The following is an 18,305-nucleotide window of genomic DNA, read 5'->3' as shown; positions in this document are numbered from 1 at the left end:
CTCTTGACATTCCCAGTTCATTTTGCTATATTACTTTTAATACTCTTTGCACTGCATATTCATCTACAGTACAATCTGAGCAGGCCGAAGGCAAAAGCCTATGGAGCCGGGTCACCCAGGTGACAGTGGATAACATTTTCCGCGGGACAGTAGTTGCTATTACTGGATCCGTGTTTTTTTATACCTTTTTTGGTAAATATCTGAAACGGAATCCGGTTTTACTGACATCTTATTCTGCAGGGCATAACATAAAACAGATTAAAAAAGAGGTAATGATTATGAAAAACAACACTGCAAATTCCACTCCGGCTTCTTCTGAGTATGATTTTCAGAAAACAGCCACAAAAGTAACTACCGTCAGCATTGTCGGCAATACGATTCTATCCGCTTTTAAGCTACTGGCAGGTATTATTGCCAATTCCGGAGCCATGGTCAGTGATGCCATCCACTCTGCATCGGATGTATTCAGCAGCATTATTGTCATCATTGGCGTGAAACTGTCAGCCCGCGAATCTGATAAGGAACACCCCTACGGTCACGAACGTTTTGAATGTGTAGCTGCTATCATTCTGTCTGCTGTTCTTCTGGAGACGGGACTAATGATCGGCACTAAGGCCGCCCGCAGCATATTTAACGGAGATTACAATTCTCTGGCTGTTCCGGGAATACTGGCCCTCGCAGCCGCTATCATCTCCATTGTATCTAAGGAGGCTATGTACTGGTACACGAAAATTTATGCCCAGCGCATCGATTCCAGTGCTCTGATGGCAGACGCCTGGCACCACAGAAGTGATGCCCTTTCTTCCATCGGTGCTTTAATTGGTATCGCAGGCGCAAGGCTTGGTTTTCCGGTCCTGGATCACATTGCAAGTCTGGTAATCTGCTTCTTCATTGCCAAGGCCGCGTATGATATTTTTATGGATGCCATTAACAAAATGGTGGACCGCTCCTGTGATGAAGATACGGTCAAAGCACTGAAAAAATGTGCCGCCCAGCAGGAGGGTGTTCTCAGCGTAGACTTTCTGAATACCAGAGTGTTCGGAAATAAAATATACGTAGATATAGAAATAGGCGCCGATGGTGCTCTCTCCCTGAACGAAGCTCACACTATCGCCGAGAGAACCCATGACGCCATTGAAACCAAATTTCCAAAGGTTAAACATATTATGGTACATGTAAATCCATACCACGAAAATCACAAATAAGCACATTTACAGTGTACATTCAACAGGGATATCTACTTTTCCATTTCCACCAGATATCCCTTTTTTTTAAGCATTTCTTCAATCATATCCAGTGTTTCTTCGCTGTCTGCCTCAACCGTATGGTAATGATAATTTGAGGTAATGTTCTTAAGCGGACTGGATTTCCCATTTCGGATATCTTCCATAAATTCCCGGACTTTTCTGCGTGACCCTATATCAAGTGTTGCTTCCATGCGCCCATATACCCGATGATTGACCATAACATTTAATATCTTACCGCCCAGATCTACAATAGAACACAACTCATCTTCCAGCTGTTCATCCGTATGGCTAACTTTAAAAATCCTTGTAACTGCATGTGATGTATTTAAAATATACCCTCTATTCGTGGAAATGATATCGTATCCTGCAGCTCTTATTAATGCAATATCCTGTACAACCACCTGACGGCTTACATCAAAAAGCGCAGCCAGCTTACTGCCTGAAACCGGAGTTTGACTATTTCTTATTTCATTGATAATTGCATCTCTTCTTTCAGATCCTGTCATAATTATTCCCTTTCTTCTATGTCTGCGACCACAGACACTTCTATTCATATTTTACATCCTCCAGTTTATTTTGCAAGTATTCCTGAATAATCATATCCACAATTGTTACATTAATTGGATTCACTTTGGTCTCAGCCGTGATAAGAAGATTTTTTCCAGGCATAATTCCGTTACGTCCCATTTCCTCAATTCGCCTCACTGCATTGCGGGCATATTCCACATCATCCATCATGCCCAGGTGCTCCCAATAAAATTCTTTTCTTGTTCTTTTATTCAGAACGGTAAAATCCGGATGAATCACCCTTCCGCCGGTTAACTCCAGCGGACATTCATATTTATAGGGAACATTATTTCTTTCCAAAGCATCTGCAATAATTTTCTCAGATTTAGACCTGACCCGTTCCCCTTTTACAGTATAGATTTCTGCCGTCCCTTCTGCAAATGTTTTTCTCTGATAGGATATATCTTCCCATTTTTTTGCATAGTCTTCATCTGATATATACCGTGGTATAAGCAAACGTTGTCTGTCCTTTGTATATTTATAAAAGATTTCTTCCAAATCAGTTTTATTATATACAGCAAATGTCTTCTTCGCAACCTTCAAGCGCTCCTCCAATCTCTTTAAAAGTTTTGTATCATAATCTTTTTGGGCAAGCTTCTGCACCAGTTCGCCATTCTCTTTTTTAATATATTGGGGCCGAACATATCGAGAGCGCGGATTATTATAATAATACTGTACACAACCATTGCTGTGATTAATCTGAAGCGAACCTTCGGGATATTTTCTTAGAATATTCATCTTGACACGTAGGATTTTGGACTGTCTACGTGGAGATTTTCAATTTTTGAGTAACGACACGTAGGATTTTTATTTTTCTACGTGGGGATTTGAATTTTTTTATCTCTGACATGTAGGATTCTGAATTTTCTACATGGGGATTTTTGAGTTTTGAGTTCTGACACGTAGAGCCTCGATTTTTCTACGTGGGATTTTGAGATATTTGCCTTTTTACATGTAAGGGGCCACGAAACAGAGCAACATATGCAAAATAAATTTCCCTGTGTTTTTTACATATGTAGTACCTTACAGTACTTTATGCAGATATATGTGTGAAAAATCCCGGAAACCGAAGTTTCCGGGATCTGAATTCACTTATATTGCCTAATAAATCAACAAGATTACTCGATGATCTCTTTAACAACACCTGAACCTACTGTACGTCCACCTTCACGGATAGCGAAACGAAGACCCTGCTCCATAGCTACTGGGTGAATCAGTTCACATGTCATCTCTACGTGGTCACCAGGCATACACATTTCAACGCCCTCTGGCAGTCCGCAGATACCTGTTACGTCTGTTGTTCTGAAGTAGAACTGTGGACGATAGTTGTTAAAGAATGGAGTATGACGTCCACCTTCATCTTTTGTCAGAACGTATACCTGAGATGTAAATTTGTGGTGGCATTTTACAGAACCTGGTTTACACAGACACTGTCCTCTTTCGATCTCTGTTCTCTGAACACCACGAAGAAGAGCACCAATGTTATCTCCAGCCTGAGCCTCATCAAGAAGCTTACGGAACATCTCAACACCTGTTACAACTACTTTACGGTTTTCCTCTTTGATACCAACGATTTCTACTTCGTCAGATACGTGAAGAACACCACGCTCTACTCTACCAGTAGCAACTGTTCCACGTCCTGTGATAGAGAATACGTCCTCTACAGGCATAAGGAATGGCTGATCTACTGCACGCTGTGGATCTGGAATGTAGCTGTCAACAGCATCCATAAGTTCCATGATCTTGTCTCCCCACTCTCCTGTTGGATCCTCAAGAGCTTTCAGAGCAGATCCCTGGATGATCGGTGTGTCATCTCCCGGGAACTCATACTCGTCTAACAGTTCACGGATTTCCATCTCTACTAACTCAAGAAGCTCCTCATCGTCAACCATATCACATTTGTTCATGAATACAACGATGTAAGGAACACCTACCTGACGGGACAGAAGGATATGCTCTCTTGTCTGAGCCATAACACCATCAGTAGCAGCAACAACAAGGATAGCACCATCCATCTGAGCTGCTCCAGTGATCATGTTCTTAACGTAGTCAGCATGTCCTGGGCAGTCAACGTGAGCATAGTGACGTTTCTCTGTCTCATACTCAACGTGAGCTGTAGAAATTGTAATACCACGCTCTCTCTCTTCCGGAGCTTTGTCGATGTTCTCGAAATCTACTGCAGCGTTACCAGCAACTCTCTCTGCCAGAGTCTTTGTAATAGCAGCTGTCAGAGTTGTTTTGCCGTGGTCAACGTGACCGATTGTACCAATATTACAATGTGGTTTTGTTCTTTCAAATTTAGCTTTTGCCATTTTGAATGTCCTCCTTATTCAATCGCCTTTTCCAGGCATTTTTCTGATATTTTCAGTTTACTCGGCTATTTCTGATTATATTTCAAATCCATAGGTTTTTCAAGCCTTTTTCGTACTTTTTAGTACAAAATACACCTATTTCCTTATTTTTTACCGGACAGGACTTTTTCCTGTACAGACTTCGGAACCGGCTCATAGCTCTCAAAGAACATTGAGTAGTTACCACGTCCCTGTGTTCTGGAACGCAGGTCTGTGGAATATCCGAACATCTCGGAAAGCGGTACATAACCACGAACGATCTTTCCGCCGCCAAGATCATCCATACCCTCGATACGTCCACGACGGGAGTTGATATCACCGATAATATCTCCCATGTATTCTTCCGGCATTGTAACCTCAACCTTCATGATAGGCTCAAGAAGTACCGGTGAAGCTTTCTTCATAGCATCCTTGAATGCAAGAGAACCTGCAATGTGGAATGCCATTTCACTTGAATCGACTTCATGGTAAGAACCATCATAAACGTTAGCCTTAACACCAACAACCGGGAATCCGCCAAGGATACCGGATTTCATTGCTTCTTCAATACCTTCACCTACAGCCGGGATGTATTCCTTCGGAATAGCACCACCAACAACGGTAGACTCGAACTTGAATGTCTCTTCACCATTGACATCCATTGGCTCGAATTTAACTTTACAGTGTCCGTACTGTCCACGACCACCGGACTGCTTAGCATACTTACTGTCAACATCTACAGCCTTTGTAATCGCTTCTTTATATGCTACCTGAGGAGCACCTACGTTAGCCTCTACCTTGAACTCACGCAGAAGTCTGTCTACGATAATCTCAAGATGAAGCTCACCCATACCAGCGATGATTGTCTGACCTGTTTCCTGATCTGTATGAGCACGGAATGTCGGGTCTTCTTCTGCCAGTTTTGCAAGAGACTCACCAAGTTTACCCTGGGAAGCCTTTGTCTTAGGCTCAATTGCAAGCTCAATAACCGGTTCCGGGAATTCCATGGACTCCAGGATTACCGGATTACGCTCGTCACAGATGGTATCACCTGTTGTGGTAACTTTGAATCCGATTGCTGCTGCGATATCACCTGAATATACTTTATCCAGCTCTGTTCTCTTGTTAGCATGCATCTGAAGGATACGTCCAACACGTTCCTTTTTGCCCTTTGTTGCATTCAATACATAAGAACCTGAGTTCATTGTACCGGAATAAACACGGAAATATGCAAGCTTACCTACGAACGGGTCTGTCATAATCTTAAATGCAAGTGCGGAGAACGGCTCTTCATCTGAAGAATGTCTTACGACCTCATTACCGTCCATGTCTACACCCTCGATAGCCGGGATGTCTGTCGGAGCCGGCATGTACTCAAGGATTGCATCCAGGAGCTTCTGAACACCCTTATTTCTGTAAGCTGTACCACAGCATACAGGTACGGCTCTACATTCGCATGTTGCTTTTCTAAGAGCTGCCTTGAGTTCATCATTTGACGGAATCTCACCTTCCAGATACATCAGTGTAAGGTCATCATCCAGCTCACAGATCTTTTCGATCAGTTCTTCATGATAAATCTCAGCTTCATCCTTCATATCATCCGGAATTTCTACAATAGAGATGTCATCACCTTTTTCATCATTATAGATGTATGCCTCCATCTCCATCAGGTCGATAATTCCTTTGAAATCATCTTCTTTTCCAATTGGAAGCTGAAGACAAATTGCATTTTTACCTAATCTTGTCTTAATCTGTTCTACTGCATTGTAGAAATCAGCACCTAAAATGTCCATCTTATTAATGAAAGCCATTCTCGGTACGTTGTATGTGTCTGCCTGACGCCATACGTTTTCTGACTGAGGTTCAACACCACCCTTAGCACAGAATACACCAACAGCGCCGTCCAGTACACGAAGTGAACGCTCTACCTCTACCGTAAAGTCAACGTGTCCCGGAGTATCAATAATATTGATACGATGCTCCAGAGCGCCCGGTTTTGCCTTGCAGTGATCCTGCAATGTCCAGTGACATGTGGTAGCGGCTGAAGTAATTGTGATACCTCTTTCTGCTTCCTGCTCCATCCAGTCCATGGTAGCAGTACCTTCATGAGTATCACCAATCTTGTAGTTTACACCGGTATAGTAAAGAATACGCTCTGTCAGTGTAGTCTTACCAGCATCAATATGAGCCATAATACCGATATTTCTGGTTCTCTCTAATGGATATTCTCTTCCAGCCATTGTTGCCTCCTAAAATTAGAAACGATAGTGAGCAAACGCCTTGTTTGCTTCTGCCATCTTGTGCATGTCTTCTTTTCTCTTTACAGATGCGCCTGTGTTGTTTGCTGCATCCATAATCTCGTTTGCCAGTCTCTCTTCCATTGTCTTCTCTCCTCTTTTACGAGAAAACATGGTCAGCCAACGAAGTGCCAGAGCCTGTCTTCTGTCAGCTCTAACCTCGATCGGCACCTGGTATGTTGCACCACCGATACGTCTTGCCTTAACTTCAAGTACTGGCATGATATTGTTCATTGCCTCTTCAAATACTTCGATTGCCGGCTTGTCGCTCTTTGCTGCAATTCTCTCAAAAGCTCCGTATACAATTTTCTGAGCCACACCCTTCTTACCATCTAACATAATGTTATTGATAAGTTTTGTAACCACTTTATTATTGTATAACGGATCTGCTAATACGTCTCTTTTCTGAGTATGTCCTTTACGTGGCACGGTCCTTCCCTCCTTAAACATTCTTTGCTATTTAATTCATCGGTACTCACATGTGTCGTTCTAATGATACTGTGTAGTGCACAGGGCATACATTGTATCTTCAACCCTGCAACTTACTTTCTCATAGTTCTGTTTGTGAATTACTTGATATGGTAGTTCTTCTCACTAAGCTCAACAAAAACTTCGCTAAGTTTCGAAGAACAATCCTCGTACTAAGTTCATGCTTCGTCTGCGACTCGCATTCACTAAGTGCTCTGGATTTACTTTTTAGCGTCTTTTGGTCTCTTAGCGCCGTATTTAGAACGAGCCTGTCTTCTCTTAGCAACGCCTGCTGTATCCAGTGTACCTCTGACGATGTGGTATCTTGTACCTGGAAGGTCTTTTACTCTTCCTCCACGAATCAGAACAACACTATGCTCCTGAAGGTTGTGTCCTTCTCCCGGGATGTAGCTTGTTACTTCGATTCCATTAGACAGACGAACTCTGGCAATCTTTCTAAGAGCTGAGTTAGGCTTCTTAGGTGTAGCTGTCTTAACAGCTGTACATACACCTCTCTTCTGCGGAGCAGATGTATCTGTTGCTTTCTTCCTTAAGGAATTGTATCCTTTCTGAAGTGCCGGAGCTGTAGATTTCTTTACAGAAGTCTGACGTCCCTTTCTAACTAACTGGTTAAATGTTGGCATTTCATTTCACCTCCTACGATAAAAATAAGTTACTGGTTCAACATCTTGTTGTTTCTGTGCACATAAAAAAGCTATGCAATCTTATGCACGCTCTGATATTTTATTATGATTATTTTCAAAAGTCAAGGCTTTTCTGCAAATTATCCCGCAAACTTCGCCCTTATGTAGAATATAATCCGGTTGTACACCAGAAACAGAAGAATCCCTGCTAAAACGCCTGCAGAATCCAGCATAACATCACTGATCTGGCCACTCCTTCCAGGAACAAAAAGCTGGTGAAATTCATCGCTCGCCGCATACATAGTTCCAATAAGAAAGGACAGTCCTGACCGGTATCCCACTGCCGGGATATTGATTATGCGGATGATGTCTCCATCTATCTTATCTGAAAATGTTCCGGTCGCTGCCATCAATAAAATTCCAAGTATGGCATATTCTGTGGCATGTGCCGTCTTTCTCACCGGATAATCGATCCGGTCTGCAAATGCTTCCTGCGCCTCTTCGTCCCATTCTTCAAAAGATGGGACAAAGAACCGTCCCACTGTCCTGCCCACTGAATGGCTCATGTCCGCCGACTCATCTGCCGGCTTTGCTGAAAATGAAAAAATAAGCACCATCCATGCAAAGACCAGAGAAATCAGCACAAAACGCTTATAACCCAAGGACATCTGAGATTGCTCCCATTTCTTCCAGAGCTACATCGATCAGGTCATCCAGGCTGAGACCGGTAAACTCAATCGCTTCCATATAATCTCTGTTAGCCCCTGCCGCAAAACGCATCTCGTTGAAGCGCTTCATAACAGATTTATGTTTTACACTGGCAATCTTTTTATCCGGATAAATCTGTGCTACTGCTTTTACAAATCCGCTCATCGGATCTGCTGCCAGAACCGCATACTGAAGCTTGGTCTTTGCTTTCATGCCACACTTTGGATTATGTGCTTTGATGGCATCAAACAGCACCTTATCGTCGATCCCTTCCTTCTTCAGAATCTCCACAGATGTAGGTCCATGTACACTGATATCGTTCTGCCAGTCACACTGTTCCTCGTCCAGATCGTGAAGAAGTCCTACGATTCCCCAGTATTCCTCTTCTCCGGGTGCAAGGCGTTTGGCAAGTCCTTTCATAATAGCCTCAACAGCATATGAATGCGTAATATAATTCTCACCCTTCATATATTTCATCAAAATCTCATGTGCCTGTTCTCTGTTCATAGTAAATTCCCTCCATTTGTCAATATATGCTATCGTATCAAATTTTCAAAGCATTGTAAATCTGATATCTATTGCTTTTCTCTATCTCTTTCCGTATAATCGTATAGGATTCCCATAAAACATTCGGGAATTTCTACCTATTAGATAATAAATACGAAAGAGGACTTTGATATGGATTTAAAACCCTTCCTGATTGTATGCCCGCTTCTTTTTCTTGCGGGTTTTGTTGATTCTATCGGTGGAGGCGGCGGACTCATCTCCGTTCCTGCCTTTCTTATGGCCGGTCTTCCGCCCCATGCTGCTATTGCCACTAATAAGCTGGGTGCTTTCGGAGGCCTGTTTCTTTCCACCGCCCGATTCGTTAAAAATAAATGTGTAAGCTTTAAACTTGCCATACCTTCCGTAATCGCAGCCATTGCAGGCTCTGCTATCGGCGCGCATCTGTCATTGTTAATCGATGAAAAAATGATGAGTTATATACTTCTCATCATCCTTCCATTATCTGCCGCACTCGTTATGAATAAAAAACTATTTCATGACAACGGCAGAGACATCGCTGTTCTGGACTGCAAGACCTATGTCACCGCAACTGTCGCCGCTTTTTTCATCGGCGGATATGATGGATTTTACGGTCCCGGCACCGGCACATTTCTGATTATTGCATTCACAGCCTTTGCCGGACTCAGCCTTAAATCAGCAAATGGTCAGGCGAAAGTTATCAACCTGACCACAAACATTACCTCTTTAATTGTATTTCTGCTAAATGGACAGGTGCTGATCCCACTGGGACTTGCCGCCTGCCTCTGTAATATGCTGGGCGGTTACATCGGAGCGGGTCTTGCACTGCAAAATGGCTCCCGCATTGTAAAACCAGTTATTCTCTTTGTGCTGCTTCTACTTTTTCTGAAAGTATTCGGCATCTTCTAACCGCCTGCTTCTGTTATTCAAGTACGTAAAAATCCCTTTTATTTCCCGTCCAGCCTTCTGGACGGGCAGTCCTGACTGCAGCTGCTGCAGCCACATCCGCATCCACCATTTTTCTTCTTCCGGTATATACTGCGTGCCGCCAGAAAAATAGCCCCCAAAACCAAAGCGACAACTAAAATCGTGGATACAACACCACTTCCTGCTGTTAACAACATTTCCCTGTTACTCCTGCTTGTCTACCAGGCGAATCTCCAGCATCATGCCCATACTGTTGGCAACTCTCGCAAGCATATCGACGGTAGGACTATGCTTTCCGCCTTCCAGTCTGGCAATATTCGGACGCTTAATTCCCGAAATATCTGCCACTTGCTGCTGCGTCAGTCCTTTATCCTTTCGTGCACGGGCGTACTGTTTTCCCACTGCTTCACCCAACTTCTGCTGATAAGCCTTAACGACGTATTCCTCCTTTTCCAGATCTTTAACCTCACAATTCACCATTTTTTTCTCCATAGCTTTCCTCTCCCTATTATCTATGCATTCCTGTATGAAGTCAGGAATATCCCTTGTTATCCCTATAGTATCGCGCGCGATACTGGTTGTCAACCTTTTTTTATGTATACCCTGTATTATTTTTCACAATATGTACTGTTCAGAGCCAGGCAAAATTTCATAAAACAGACGTAAAATGCGAAGCATTTTGGAGGTTGGCTCTGAACAGTTACCACAACATTACCTGACATGCTAAAAAAGAGGATACTTCCTAATGAAATATCCTCTTTCAAAATTTCTTTTTACATTTGATTTTATACCTCTACGGTATCTTCTGCTTCCGCTCCATTTTCTTCAGTTTCCGGTGTATCATCCAACTCCTGAAGGTCGAGCTCAAACTCATCATCTTCAAACATCAGCTCGTCGTTGAGGTCCATATCCGTATCGAGTTTTACATCACGATACTTCTTCATACCTGTACCAGCCGGAATCGGCTTACCGATCAGAACATTTTCCTTCAGACCGATCAGGTGGTCAACCTTACCCTTGATCGCTGCTTCTGTCAGAACCTTTGTCGTCTCCTGGAAGGATGCGGCAGACAGGAAGGAATTCGTTGCAAGAGAAGCCTTGGTAATACCAAGCATGATCTGTTCTCCGGTAGCCGGTCTGAGACCTTCTTTCTCAAGCTCCACATTCTTATCTTCAAATTCAAGAATATCAACCATTGTTCCCGGCAGGAATTCGGAATCTCCTCTGTCTTCGATTCTGATCTTCTTCAGCATCTGACGAACAATAACCTCAATATGCTTGTCGTTGATTTCTACACCCTGCAGACGGTAAACTCTCTGAACTTCCTGAAGCATGTAATCCTGTGCGGCACGCAGTCCTTTGATTTTCAGAATATCATGTGGATTTACGCTACCTTCTGTCAGCTCATCGCCGGCTTCAAGAACTGCTCCATCCATAATCTTGATTCTGGAACCATAAGGAATCAGATATGCCTTGGATTCTCCCGTCTCGTTATTTGTTACGATAATCTCACGTTTCTTCTTTGTATCATTAATGGTTGCCACACCACCGAACTCAGTAATGATTGCAAGACCCTTCGGCTTTCTTGCCTCGAAAAGCTCCTCGACACGAGGAAGACCCTGTGTGATATCGTCACCGGCAACACCACCGGTATGGAAGGTTCTCATGGTAAGCTGTGTACCAGGCTCACCGATGGACTGAGCAGCGATAATACCAACTGCCTCACCTACCTGTACAGGTTCACCTGTTGCCATGTTCGCTCCATAACATTTTGCACAAACACCTCTGTGTGAACGGCAGGTCAGAATGGTACGGATCTTAATCTTGGTCGGAGTCTCTCCGTTCTCATCCACACCCTTCTTCATGATCAGCTCAGCACGCTTCGGTGTAACCATGTGATTAGCTTTTACAAGCACATTGCCATCTTTATCATAAATATTCTCACACAGATAACGTCCTGTAATACGTTCCTGAAGGCTCTCGATCTCTTCTTTTCCATCCATGAATGCCTTTACATACATTCCCGGGATCTCGCCATCTTTATCTCTACAGTCAACTTCATTAATGATCAGTTCCTGAGAAACGTCTACCAGACGTCTGGTCAGGTATCCTGAGTCGGCTGTACGAAGCGCTGTATCAGACAGACCTTTACGAGCACCATGCGCAGACATGAAGTACTCCAATACGTCCAGACCTTCACGGAAGTTGGACTTGATAGGCAACTCGATCGTACGACCGGTTGTATCAGCCATCAAACCACGCATACCTGCAAGCTGTTTGATCTGCTTATCAGAACCACGGGCTCCGGAATCCGCCATCATAAAGATGTTGTTATACTTATCCAGACCGGTCAGCAGAGCCTCTGTCAAGGCATCGTCAGTAGCCTTCCAGGTTTCTACAACCTCTTTGTAACGTTCTTCCTCTGTAATAAGACCACGCTTGTAGTTTCTTGTAATTCTATCTACAGTATCCTGTGCCTTTGCAATCATCTCCGGTTTCTGCGGAGGTACGGTCATATCAGAAATAGATACGGTCATAGCAGCTCTCGTAGAATATTTATATCCGGTTGATTTGATTGCATCCAGCACTTCTGCCGTCTTGGTTGCACCGTGTGTATTAATAACCTTCTCCAGAATCTTCTTCAGCTGTTTCTTTCCAACGTGGAAATCAATCTCCGGAAGAAGTTCATTTCCCGGGATCTCACGATCAACAAATCCCAGATCCTGAGGAATAATCTCATTGAAAATAAAACGTCCCAGTGTGGACTCTACGGTTCCTGTCTTCACAGTTCCATCAGCCATCTTCTTAGATACACGCACTTTAATACGTGAATGCAGAGTCAGGGCTTCATTTTCATATGCAAGAATTGCTTCATTTACACTCTTGAATGCCTTGCCTTCTCCCAGCGCACCCGGTCTCTCCTGCGTAAGATAGTAAATACCAAGTACCATATCCTGTGAAGGAACGGCTACCGGTCCACCATCAGACGGTTTCAGAAGGTTGTTTGGTGACAGAAGAAGGAAACGGCACTCTGCCTGAGCTTCTACGGACAGCGGAAGATGAACCGCCATCTGGTCACCGTCGAAGTCGGCATTGTAAGCGGTACATACCAGCGGATGAAGCTTAATGGCCTTACCTTCTACCAGGATAGGCTCAAATGCCTGAATACCAAGTCTGTGAAGTGTAGGGGCACGGTTCAGCATAACCGGATGCTCTTTAATAACATCTTCGAGTACATCCCATACCTCAGGCTGCCATCTCTCTACCATCTTCTTTGCATTCTTAATATTGTGTGCAGTTCCGTTCTGTACCAGCTCTTTCATAACAAAAGGCTTGAACAGCTCAAGAGCCATCTCTTTCGGAAGACCACACTGGTAAATCTTAAGTTCCGGTCCTACAACAATAACGGAACGTCCGGAATAGTCAACACGCTTACCAAGAAGGTTCTGACGAAAACGTCCGGATTTACCTTTCAGCATATCGGAAAGTGACTTCAGAGCTCTGTTACCGGGTCCTGTAACCGGACGTCCGCGACGACCGTTATCAATCAGGGCATCTACAGCTTCCTGAAGCATTCTCTTTTCATTTCTTACAATAATGTCCGGTGCGCCCAGCTCAAGCAGACGTTTCAGACGGTTATTTCTATTGATAATTCTTCTGTACAGATCATTCAGGTCAGATGTAGCAAAACGTCCACCATCCAGCTGTACCATCGGTCGAAGATCCGGCGGGATAACCGGGATATTATTTAAGATCATCCACTCCGGCTTATTTCCGGACTCACGGAAAGCTTCTACAACTTCCAGACGTTTTACGATTCTCGCACGTTTCTGGCCGGTTGCGCCCTCCAGTCCTGCCTGGAGTTCCTCGTATTCCTTGTCGAGGTCGATTGCTTTAAGTAATTCCTGAATAGCCTCAGCTCCCATACCTACACGGAAACTGCTTCCCCATGCCTCTCTTGCTTCCTGATATTCCTGCTCGGACAGTACCTGCTTGTACTGAAGGTTTGTCTCACCCTTATCCAGCACGATGTAAGACGCAAAATACAGCACCTTCTCCAGTGTTCTCGGAGAAAGGTCAAGAATCAGTCCCATACGGCTTGGGATTCCCTTAAAGTACCAAATATGTGATACCGGAGCCGCAAGGGCAATATGCCCCATACGCTCACGTCTTACACTTGCCTTGGTTACTTCTACACCGCATCGGTCGCAGACTACACCTTTATAACGGATTTTCTTATATTTTCCACAGTGACATTCCCAGTCCTTGCTTGGTCCGAAAATTCTCTCGCAGAATAATCCGTCCTTCTCCGGCTTTAATGTTCTATAGTTAATGGTCTCAGGTTTGGTTACCTCACCTCTGGACCACTCCAACACTTTTTCAGGTGATGCCAACCCGATTTTGATTGCATCAAACGTCATTGGCTGATATGTTTGTTCATTTGTATTTGGCATACTGGCACCCCTTCCTATTCGTCGTCTGACAATTCGTCAAAGTCAATCTCGAAGTCGTCGTCAAAGTCAAAATCATCTTCGTCTTCCGGCTCCTCTATATCTACGAGTTCCTCTCCCTGGAATTCCTGTGAAGTATAACCATGAGACTCAAATCCATCTTCTTCGCGGCCATACTTTCTGTCACCCTCGATCAGTGAATGGAAATCTGTTTCACCCATATCTACGGTCTCCATAATCTCCACTTCTGTATTATCATCACGCAGGACACGTACATCCAGACCGAGTGACTGAAGCTCTTTCAAAAGAACCTTGAAGGATTCCGGAATTCCCGGTTCCGGAACATTCTCACCCTTGATGATCGCTTCATAAGTCTTCACACGTCCCACAACGTCGTCAGATTTTACTGTCAGGATCTCCTGCAGTGTGTATGATGCACCATAAGCCTCCAGTGCCCATACCTCCATCTCTCCGAAACGCTGTCCACCGAACTGAGCTTTACCACCCAGAGGCTGCTGTGTTACCAGTGAGTAAGGACCTGTAGAACGGGCATGGATCTTATCATCTACCAGATGATGCAGCTTCAGATAATGCATGTGACCGATGGTTACCGGGCTGTCAAAAAACTCTCCGGTACGTCCGTCTCTTAAGCGCACCTTACCATCTCTGGAGAGCGGAACACCTTTCCAGAGTGCTCTGTGATCTCTGTTGTCATACAGATACTGCATTACTTCCGGAAGAAGCTCTTCTTTATGACGCTTCTCGAACTCTTCCCACTCCAGATTTACATAGTCATTTGCCAGATCCAGAGTGTCCATAATATCATTCTCATTTGCACCGTCAAATACCGGTGTCGCAATGTTAAATCCAAGTGCTTTTGCAGCCAGAGAAAGGTGAATCTCCAATACCTGTCCGATATTCATACGTGAAGGCACACCCAGCGGATTCAGAACGATATCCAGCGGACGTCCATTCGGCAGGAACGGCATATCCTCTACAGGAAGTACACGGGAAACTACGCCCTTGTTACCATGACGTCCGGCCATCTTATCACCAACGGAAATCTTTCTCTTCTGCGCAATGTAAATACGAACAGACTGATTTACACCCGGTGACAGCTCATCACCGTTTTCTCTTGTAAATACTTTCGCATCCACAACAATACCGTACTCACCGTGCGGTACTTTCAGAGAAGTATCCCTTACCTCACGTGCCTTCTCACCGAAAATAGCACGGAGCAATCTCTCCTCTGCTGTCAGCTCGGTCTCTCCCTTCGGAGTTACCTTACCAACAAGAATATCTCCGGCACGTACTTCCGCACCGATACGGATAATTCCTCTCTCATCCAGATTCTTCAGGGCATCATCTCCAACGCCCGGAATATCTCTTGTGATTTCCTCCGGTCCCAGCTTGGTATCACGCGCTTCCGCCTCATATTCTTCAATATGAATAGAAGTATACACGTCATCCTGAACCAGACGCTCACTCAAGAGAACCGCATCCTCGTAGTTGTAACCTTCCCAGGTCATGAAACCGATCAGCGGGTTCTTACCAAGAGCCATCTCTCCATTTGAAGTAGACGGTCCGTCTGCAATCACCTGACCAGCCTCCACTCTGTCTCCCTTGAAGACAATCGGTCTCTGGTTGTAACAGTTACTCTGGTTACTGCGGAGGAATTTCGTCAATTTGTATCTCTTTAATGTATTATCATCCTGACGGATTGTAATCTCAGTAGAAGTAGAGCGCTCTACCACACCGCCTGCCTCTGCCACAATACATACACCAGAGTCAACGGCTGCTTTTTCTTCCATACCTGTTCCGACTACCGGTGCTTCTGTCAGCATAAGCGGAACTGCCTGACGCTGCATGTTGGATCCCATCAGCGCACGGTTCGCATCGTCATTTTCCAGGAAAGGAATCAGTGCTGTAGCCACAGAGAACACCATCTTAGGAGACACATCCATGTAATCGAACATAGTACGCTCGTACTCCTGCGTCTCTTCGCGGTAACGACCGGATACATTCTTATGGATAAAATGTCCTTCTTCATCCAGAGGCTCATTCGCCTGTGCCACATGGTAATTATCTTCTTCATCTGCAGTCATATATACAACTTCATCGGTAACCACCGGATTCTTCGGATCATCGTGATTAATCTTACGATATGGTGCTTCCACAAATCCGTACTGGTTGATTCTCGCATAACAAGCCAGTGAGTTGATCAGACCGATGTTCGGACCTTCAGGGGTCTCAATCGGACACATTCTTCCGTAATGGGAGTAGTGAACATCTCGAACCTCGAATCCCGCACGGTCTCTGGACAGACCGCCCGGTCCAAGTGCAGACAGACGTCTCTTGTGAGTCAGCTCACCCAGCGGGTTATTCTGATCCATGAACTGAGACAGCTGGGAGGAACCGAAGAATTCCTTCACTGCTGCTGTAACCGGTTTAATATTAATCAGAGACTGTGGAGAAATACCCTCCAGGTCCTGTGTTGTCATTCGCTCACGAACCACTCTCTCCAATCTGGAAAGACCGATTCTGTACTGATTCTGAAGCAGCTCACCTACCGCACGGATACGTCTGTTGCCCAGGTGGTCGATATCATCATCATTTCCAAGGCCGTACTCCAGATGGATGTTGTAGTTAATGGAAGCCAGAATATCTTCCTTTGTAATATGCTTCGGAATCAAGTCATGGATATCTCTGCGAATTGCGTCCTTCAATTCGTCAATATCTCCTGCTGTCTCTTCAAGAAGACCTGCAAGAACCGGATAGTAAACCTGCTCGGTAACGCCTACTTCCTTCGGGTCAATGTCTACGATCGCCTGCAGATCCACCATCATATTGGAGAGAACCTTGATATTTCTGTCCTCATCATCTCTTGCGATCCATACAAATGGTACCGCTGCATTCTGAATCTCATCGGCAATCTCTCTGGTAACCTTGGTTCCCTTCGCGGCAACCACTTCACCAGTAATCGGGCTCACAACGTCCTCAGCAAGAATATGTCCAGTAATTCGGTTTTTAAGGGACAGCTTCTTATTAAATTTATAACGTCCTACTTTTGCAAGGTCATAACGTCTCGGATCGAAGAACATGCTGGTAATCAGACTTTCAGCACTATCTACAGCAAGAGGCTCACCCGGACGGATCTTCTTATAGAGTTCCAGAAGACCTTCCTGATAGTTGCTTGCTGCATCCTTCTCAAAACTTGCAAGAATCTTCGGCTCTTCACCAAACAATTCTATAATCTCAGGATTGGTACCGATACCCAGAGCACGGATCAACACTGTAATCGGCACCTTTCTTGTTCTATCAACACGAACATAGAAAACGTCATTAGAGTCTGTTTCATATTCCAGCCATGCACCACGGTTTGGAATTACAGTAGATGAAAACAGTCTTTTTCCAACTTTATCATGCGCAATCGCATAATAAATACCAGGGGAACGAACCAGCTGACTTACGATGACACGCTCTGCTCCGTTAATTACAAATGTTCCGGTAGCTGTCATCAGCGGCAGGTCACCCATAAAGATCTCATGCTCATTGATTTCGTCTGTTTCTTTGTTGTGAAGTCTTACTCTGACCTTAAGCGGTGCAGCATAAGTAGCATCACGTTCTTTACACTCTTCAATTGTGTACTTCACATCTTTCTCACACAAGGTAAAATCAACAAATTCCAGACTCAAATGTCCGCTGTAGTCGGTGATTGGAGAAATGTCATCAAATACTTCTTTTAATCCTTCATCCAAAAACCACTGATAGGAATCCTTCTGGACTTCGATTAAGTTAGGCATCTGAAGCACTTCTTTTTGTCTGGAATAGCTCATGCGTGAACTTTTTCCGCTTTTGATAGGACGAATTCTGTTTTTCTCCATTGACGTTTCACTCCTTGTATATTTTTTCGTGAGGTTTTACCGAATAAACCTCGTTATTTTTATGATTATCTGCACAGTTTATGGCATACAATTCCACAATAGCGCACTATTTACTATAGCACAAAGTCAAGAAATTTGTCAATCATAAATTTAAAAATCAGGGACATAGCAAAATTTTCCTACTACGTCCCCAATCAGAGTATACCCTTATTCTGAAGCTTCAATCATTGCTTCGCGAAAACGGCAATTTCTTTAAG

The 18,305-nt window shown here is 44.2% G+C and carries 14 protein-coding genes and 1 riboswitch; of the genes, 2 read left to right on the top strand and 12 right to left on the bottom strand.

Features of this window, described 5'->3' with window-relative positions; translation table 11 throughout:
- The first annotated feature begins 65 nt into the window (after window positions 1-65).
- Window positions 66-152, top strand: a riboswitch (NiCo riboswitch).
- A gap of 126 nt (window positions 153-278) precedes the next feature.
- Window positions 279-1,205: a cation diffusion facilitator family transporter gene (locus ACQRCC_RS13230; protein WP_427851232.1), complete on the top strand. Its 927-nt coding sequence runs from the start codon at window positions 279-281 to the stop codon at window positions 1,203-1,205.
- A gap of 32 nt (window positions 1,206-1,237) precedes the next feature.
- Here the strand turns inward: ACQRCC_RS13230 and ACQRCC_RS13225 are convergent, their stop codons facing one another.
- The 8 genes from ACQRCC_RS13225 to ACQRCC_RS13190 all read right to left on the bottom strand — a co-directional run bounded on the left by ACQRCC_RS13225 (window position 1,238) and on the right by ACQRCC_RS13190 (window position 8,768).
- Window positions 1,238-1,753, bottom strand: a complete 516-nt coding sequence (locus ACQRCC_RS13225) for a transcription repressor NadR (protein WP_427851259.1) — start codon at window positions 1,751-1,753, stop codon at window positions 1,238-1,240.
- 40 nt (window positions 1,754-1,793) lie between these two features.
- Complete coding sequence (locus ACQRCC_RS13220; RefSeq protein ID WP_427851231.1) at window positions 1,794-2,552, bottom strand: hypothetical protein; 759 nt, start codon at window positions 2,550-2,552, stop codon at window positions 1,794-1,796.
- Window positions 2,553-2,932: 380 nt separating this feature from the next.
- Window positions 2,933-4,126, bottom strand: a complete 1,194-nt coding sequence (gene tuf / locus ACQRCC_RS13215) for an elongation factor Tu (protein ID WP_427851230.1) — start codon at window positions 4,124-4,126, stop codon at window positions 2,933-2,935.
- Window positions 4,127-4,269: 143 nt separating this feature from the next.
- Window positions 4,270-6,384: an elongation factor G gene (fusA, locus tag ACQRCC_RS13210; RefSeq protein WP_427851229.1), complete on the bottom strand. Its 2,115-nt coding sequence runs from the start codon at window positions 6,382-6,384 to the stop codon at window positions 4,270-4,272.
- A gap of 15 nt (window positions 6,385-6,399) precedes the next feature.
- On the bottom strand, window positions 6,400-6,870 hold the full coding sequence (gene rpsG / locus ACQRCC_RS13205) for a 30S ribosomal protein S7 (RefSeq protein ID WP_427851228.1): 471 nt from the start codon (window positions 6,868-6,870) through the stop codon (window positions 6,400-6,402).
- A gap of 260 nt (window positions 6,871-7,130) precedes the next feature.
- Window positions 7,131-7,553, bottom strand: a complete 423-nt coding sequence (gene rpsL, locus ACQRCC_RS13200; protein ID WP_427851227.1) for a 30S ribosomal protein S12 — start codon at window positions 7,551-7,553, stop codon at window positions 7,131-7,133.
- A gap of 140 nt (window positions 7,554-7,693) precedes the next feature.
- On the bottom strand, window positions 7,694-8,221 hold the full coding sequence (locus ACQRCC_RS13195; RefSeq protein ID WP_427851226.1) for a VanZ family protein: 528 nt from the start codon (window positions 8,219-8,221) through the stop codon (window positions 7,694-7,696).
- Window positions 8,205-8,768, bottom strand: coding sequence for an HD domain-containing protein (locus ACQRCC_RS13190; protein ID WP_427851225.1), 564 nt, complete (start codon window positions 8,766-8,768; stop codon window positions 8,205-8,207). The genes ACQRCC_RS13195 and ACQRCC_RS13190 overlap by 17 nt, the downstream gene beginning before the upstream one ends.
- A gap of 171 nt (window positions 8,769-8,939) precedes the next feature.
- Here ACQRCC_RS13190 and ACQRCC_RS13185 point away from each other — a divergent pair, with 171 nt between their 5' ends.
- Window positions 8,940-9,695, top strand: coding sequence for a TSUP family transporter (locus ACQRCC_RS13185; RefSeq protein WP_427851224.1), 756 nt, complete (start codon window positions 8,940-8,942; stop codon window positions 9,693-9,695).
- Between the two features lie 38 nt (window positions 9,696-9,733).
- Here the strand turns inward: ACQRCC_RS13185 and ACQRCC_RS13180 are convergent, their stop codons facing one another.
- The 4 genes from ACQRCC_RS13180 to ACQRCC_RS13165 form a co-directional block, all read right to left on the bottom strand.
- On the bottom strand, window positions 9,734-9,910 hold the full coding sequence (locus tag ACQRCC_RS13180) for a FeoB-associated Cys-rich membrane protein (protein ID WP_427851223.1): 177 nt from the start codon (window positions 9,908-9,910) through the stop codon (window positions 9,734-9,736).
- Between the two features lie 7 nt (window positions 9,911-9,917).
- Entirely contained in the window at window positions 9,918-10,205 is a 288-nt protein-coding gene (locus ACQRCC_RS13175) for a helix-turn-helix domain-containing protein (RefSeq protein ID WP_427851222.1), read from the bottom strand.
- 293 nt (window positions 10,206-10,498) lie between these two features.
- Window positions 10,499-14,167: a DNA-directed RNA polymerase subunit beta' gene (rpoC, locus tag ACQRCC_RS13170; RefSeq protein ID WP_427851221.1), complete on the bottom strand. Its 3,669-nt coding sequence runs from the start codon at window positions 14,165-14,167 to the stop codon at window positions 10,499-10,501.
- Between the two features lie 14 nt (window positions 14,168-14,181).
- Window positions 14,182-18,048: a DNA-directed RNA polymerase subunit beta gene (locus tag ACQRCC_RS13165; RefSeq protein ID WP_427851220.1), complete on the bottom strand. Its 3,867-nt coding sequence runs from the start codon at window positions 18,046-18,048 to the stop codon at window positions 14,182-14,184.
- Window positions 18,049-18,305: the final 257 nt, after the last annotated feature.

Source organism: Sporofaciens sp. SGI.106, assembly GCF_050314255.1.
Taxonomy (GTDB): domain Bacteria; phylum Bacillota; class Clostridia; order Lachnospirales; family Lachnospiraceae; genus Claveliimonas.
Note: the sequence above shows the minus strand (reverse complement) of the source record. Positions and strands in the feature narration are given on the sequence as shown.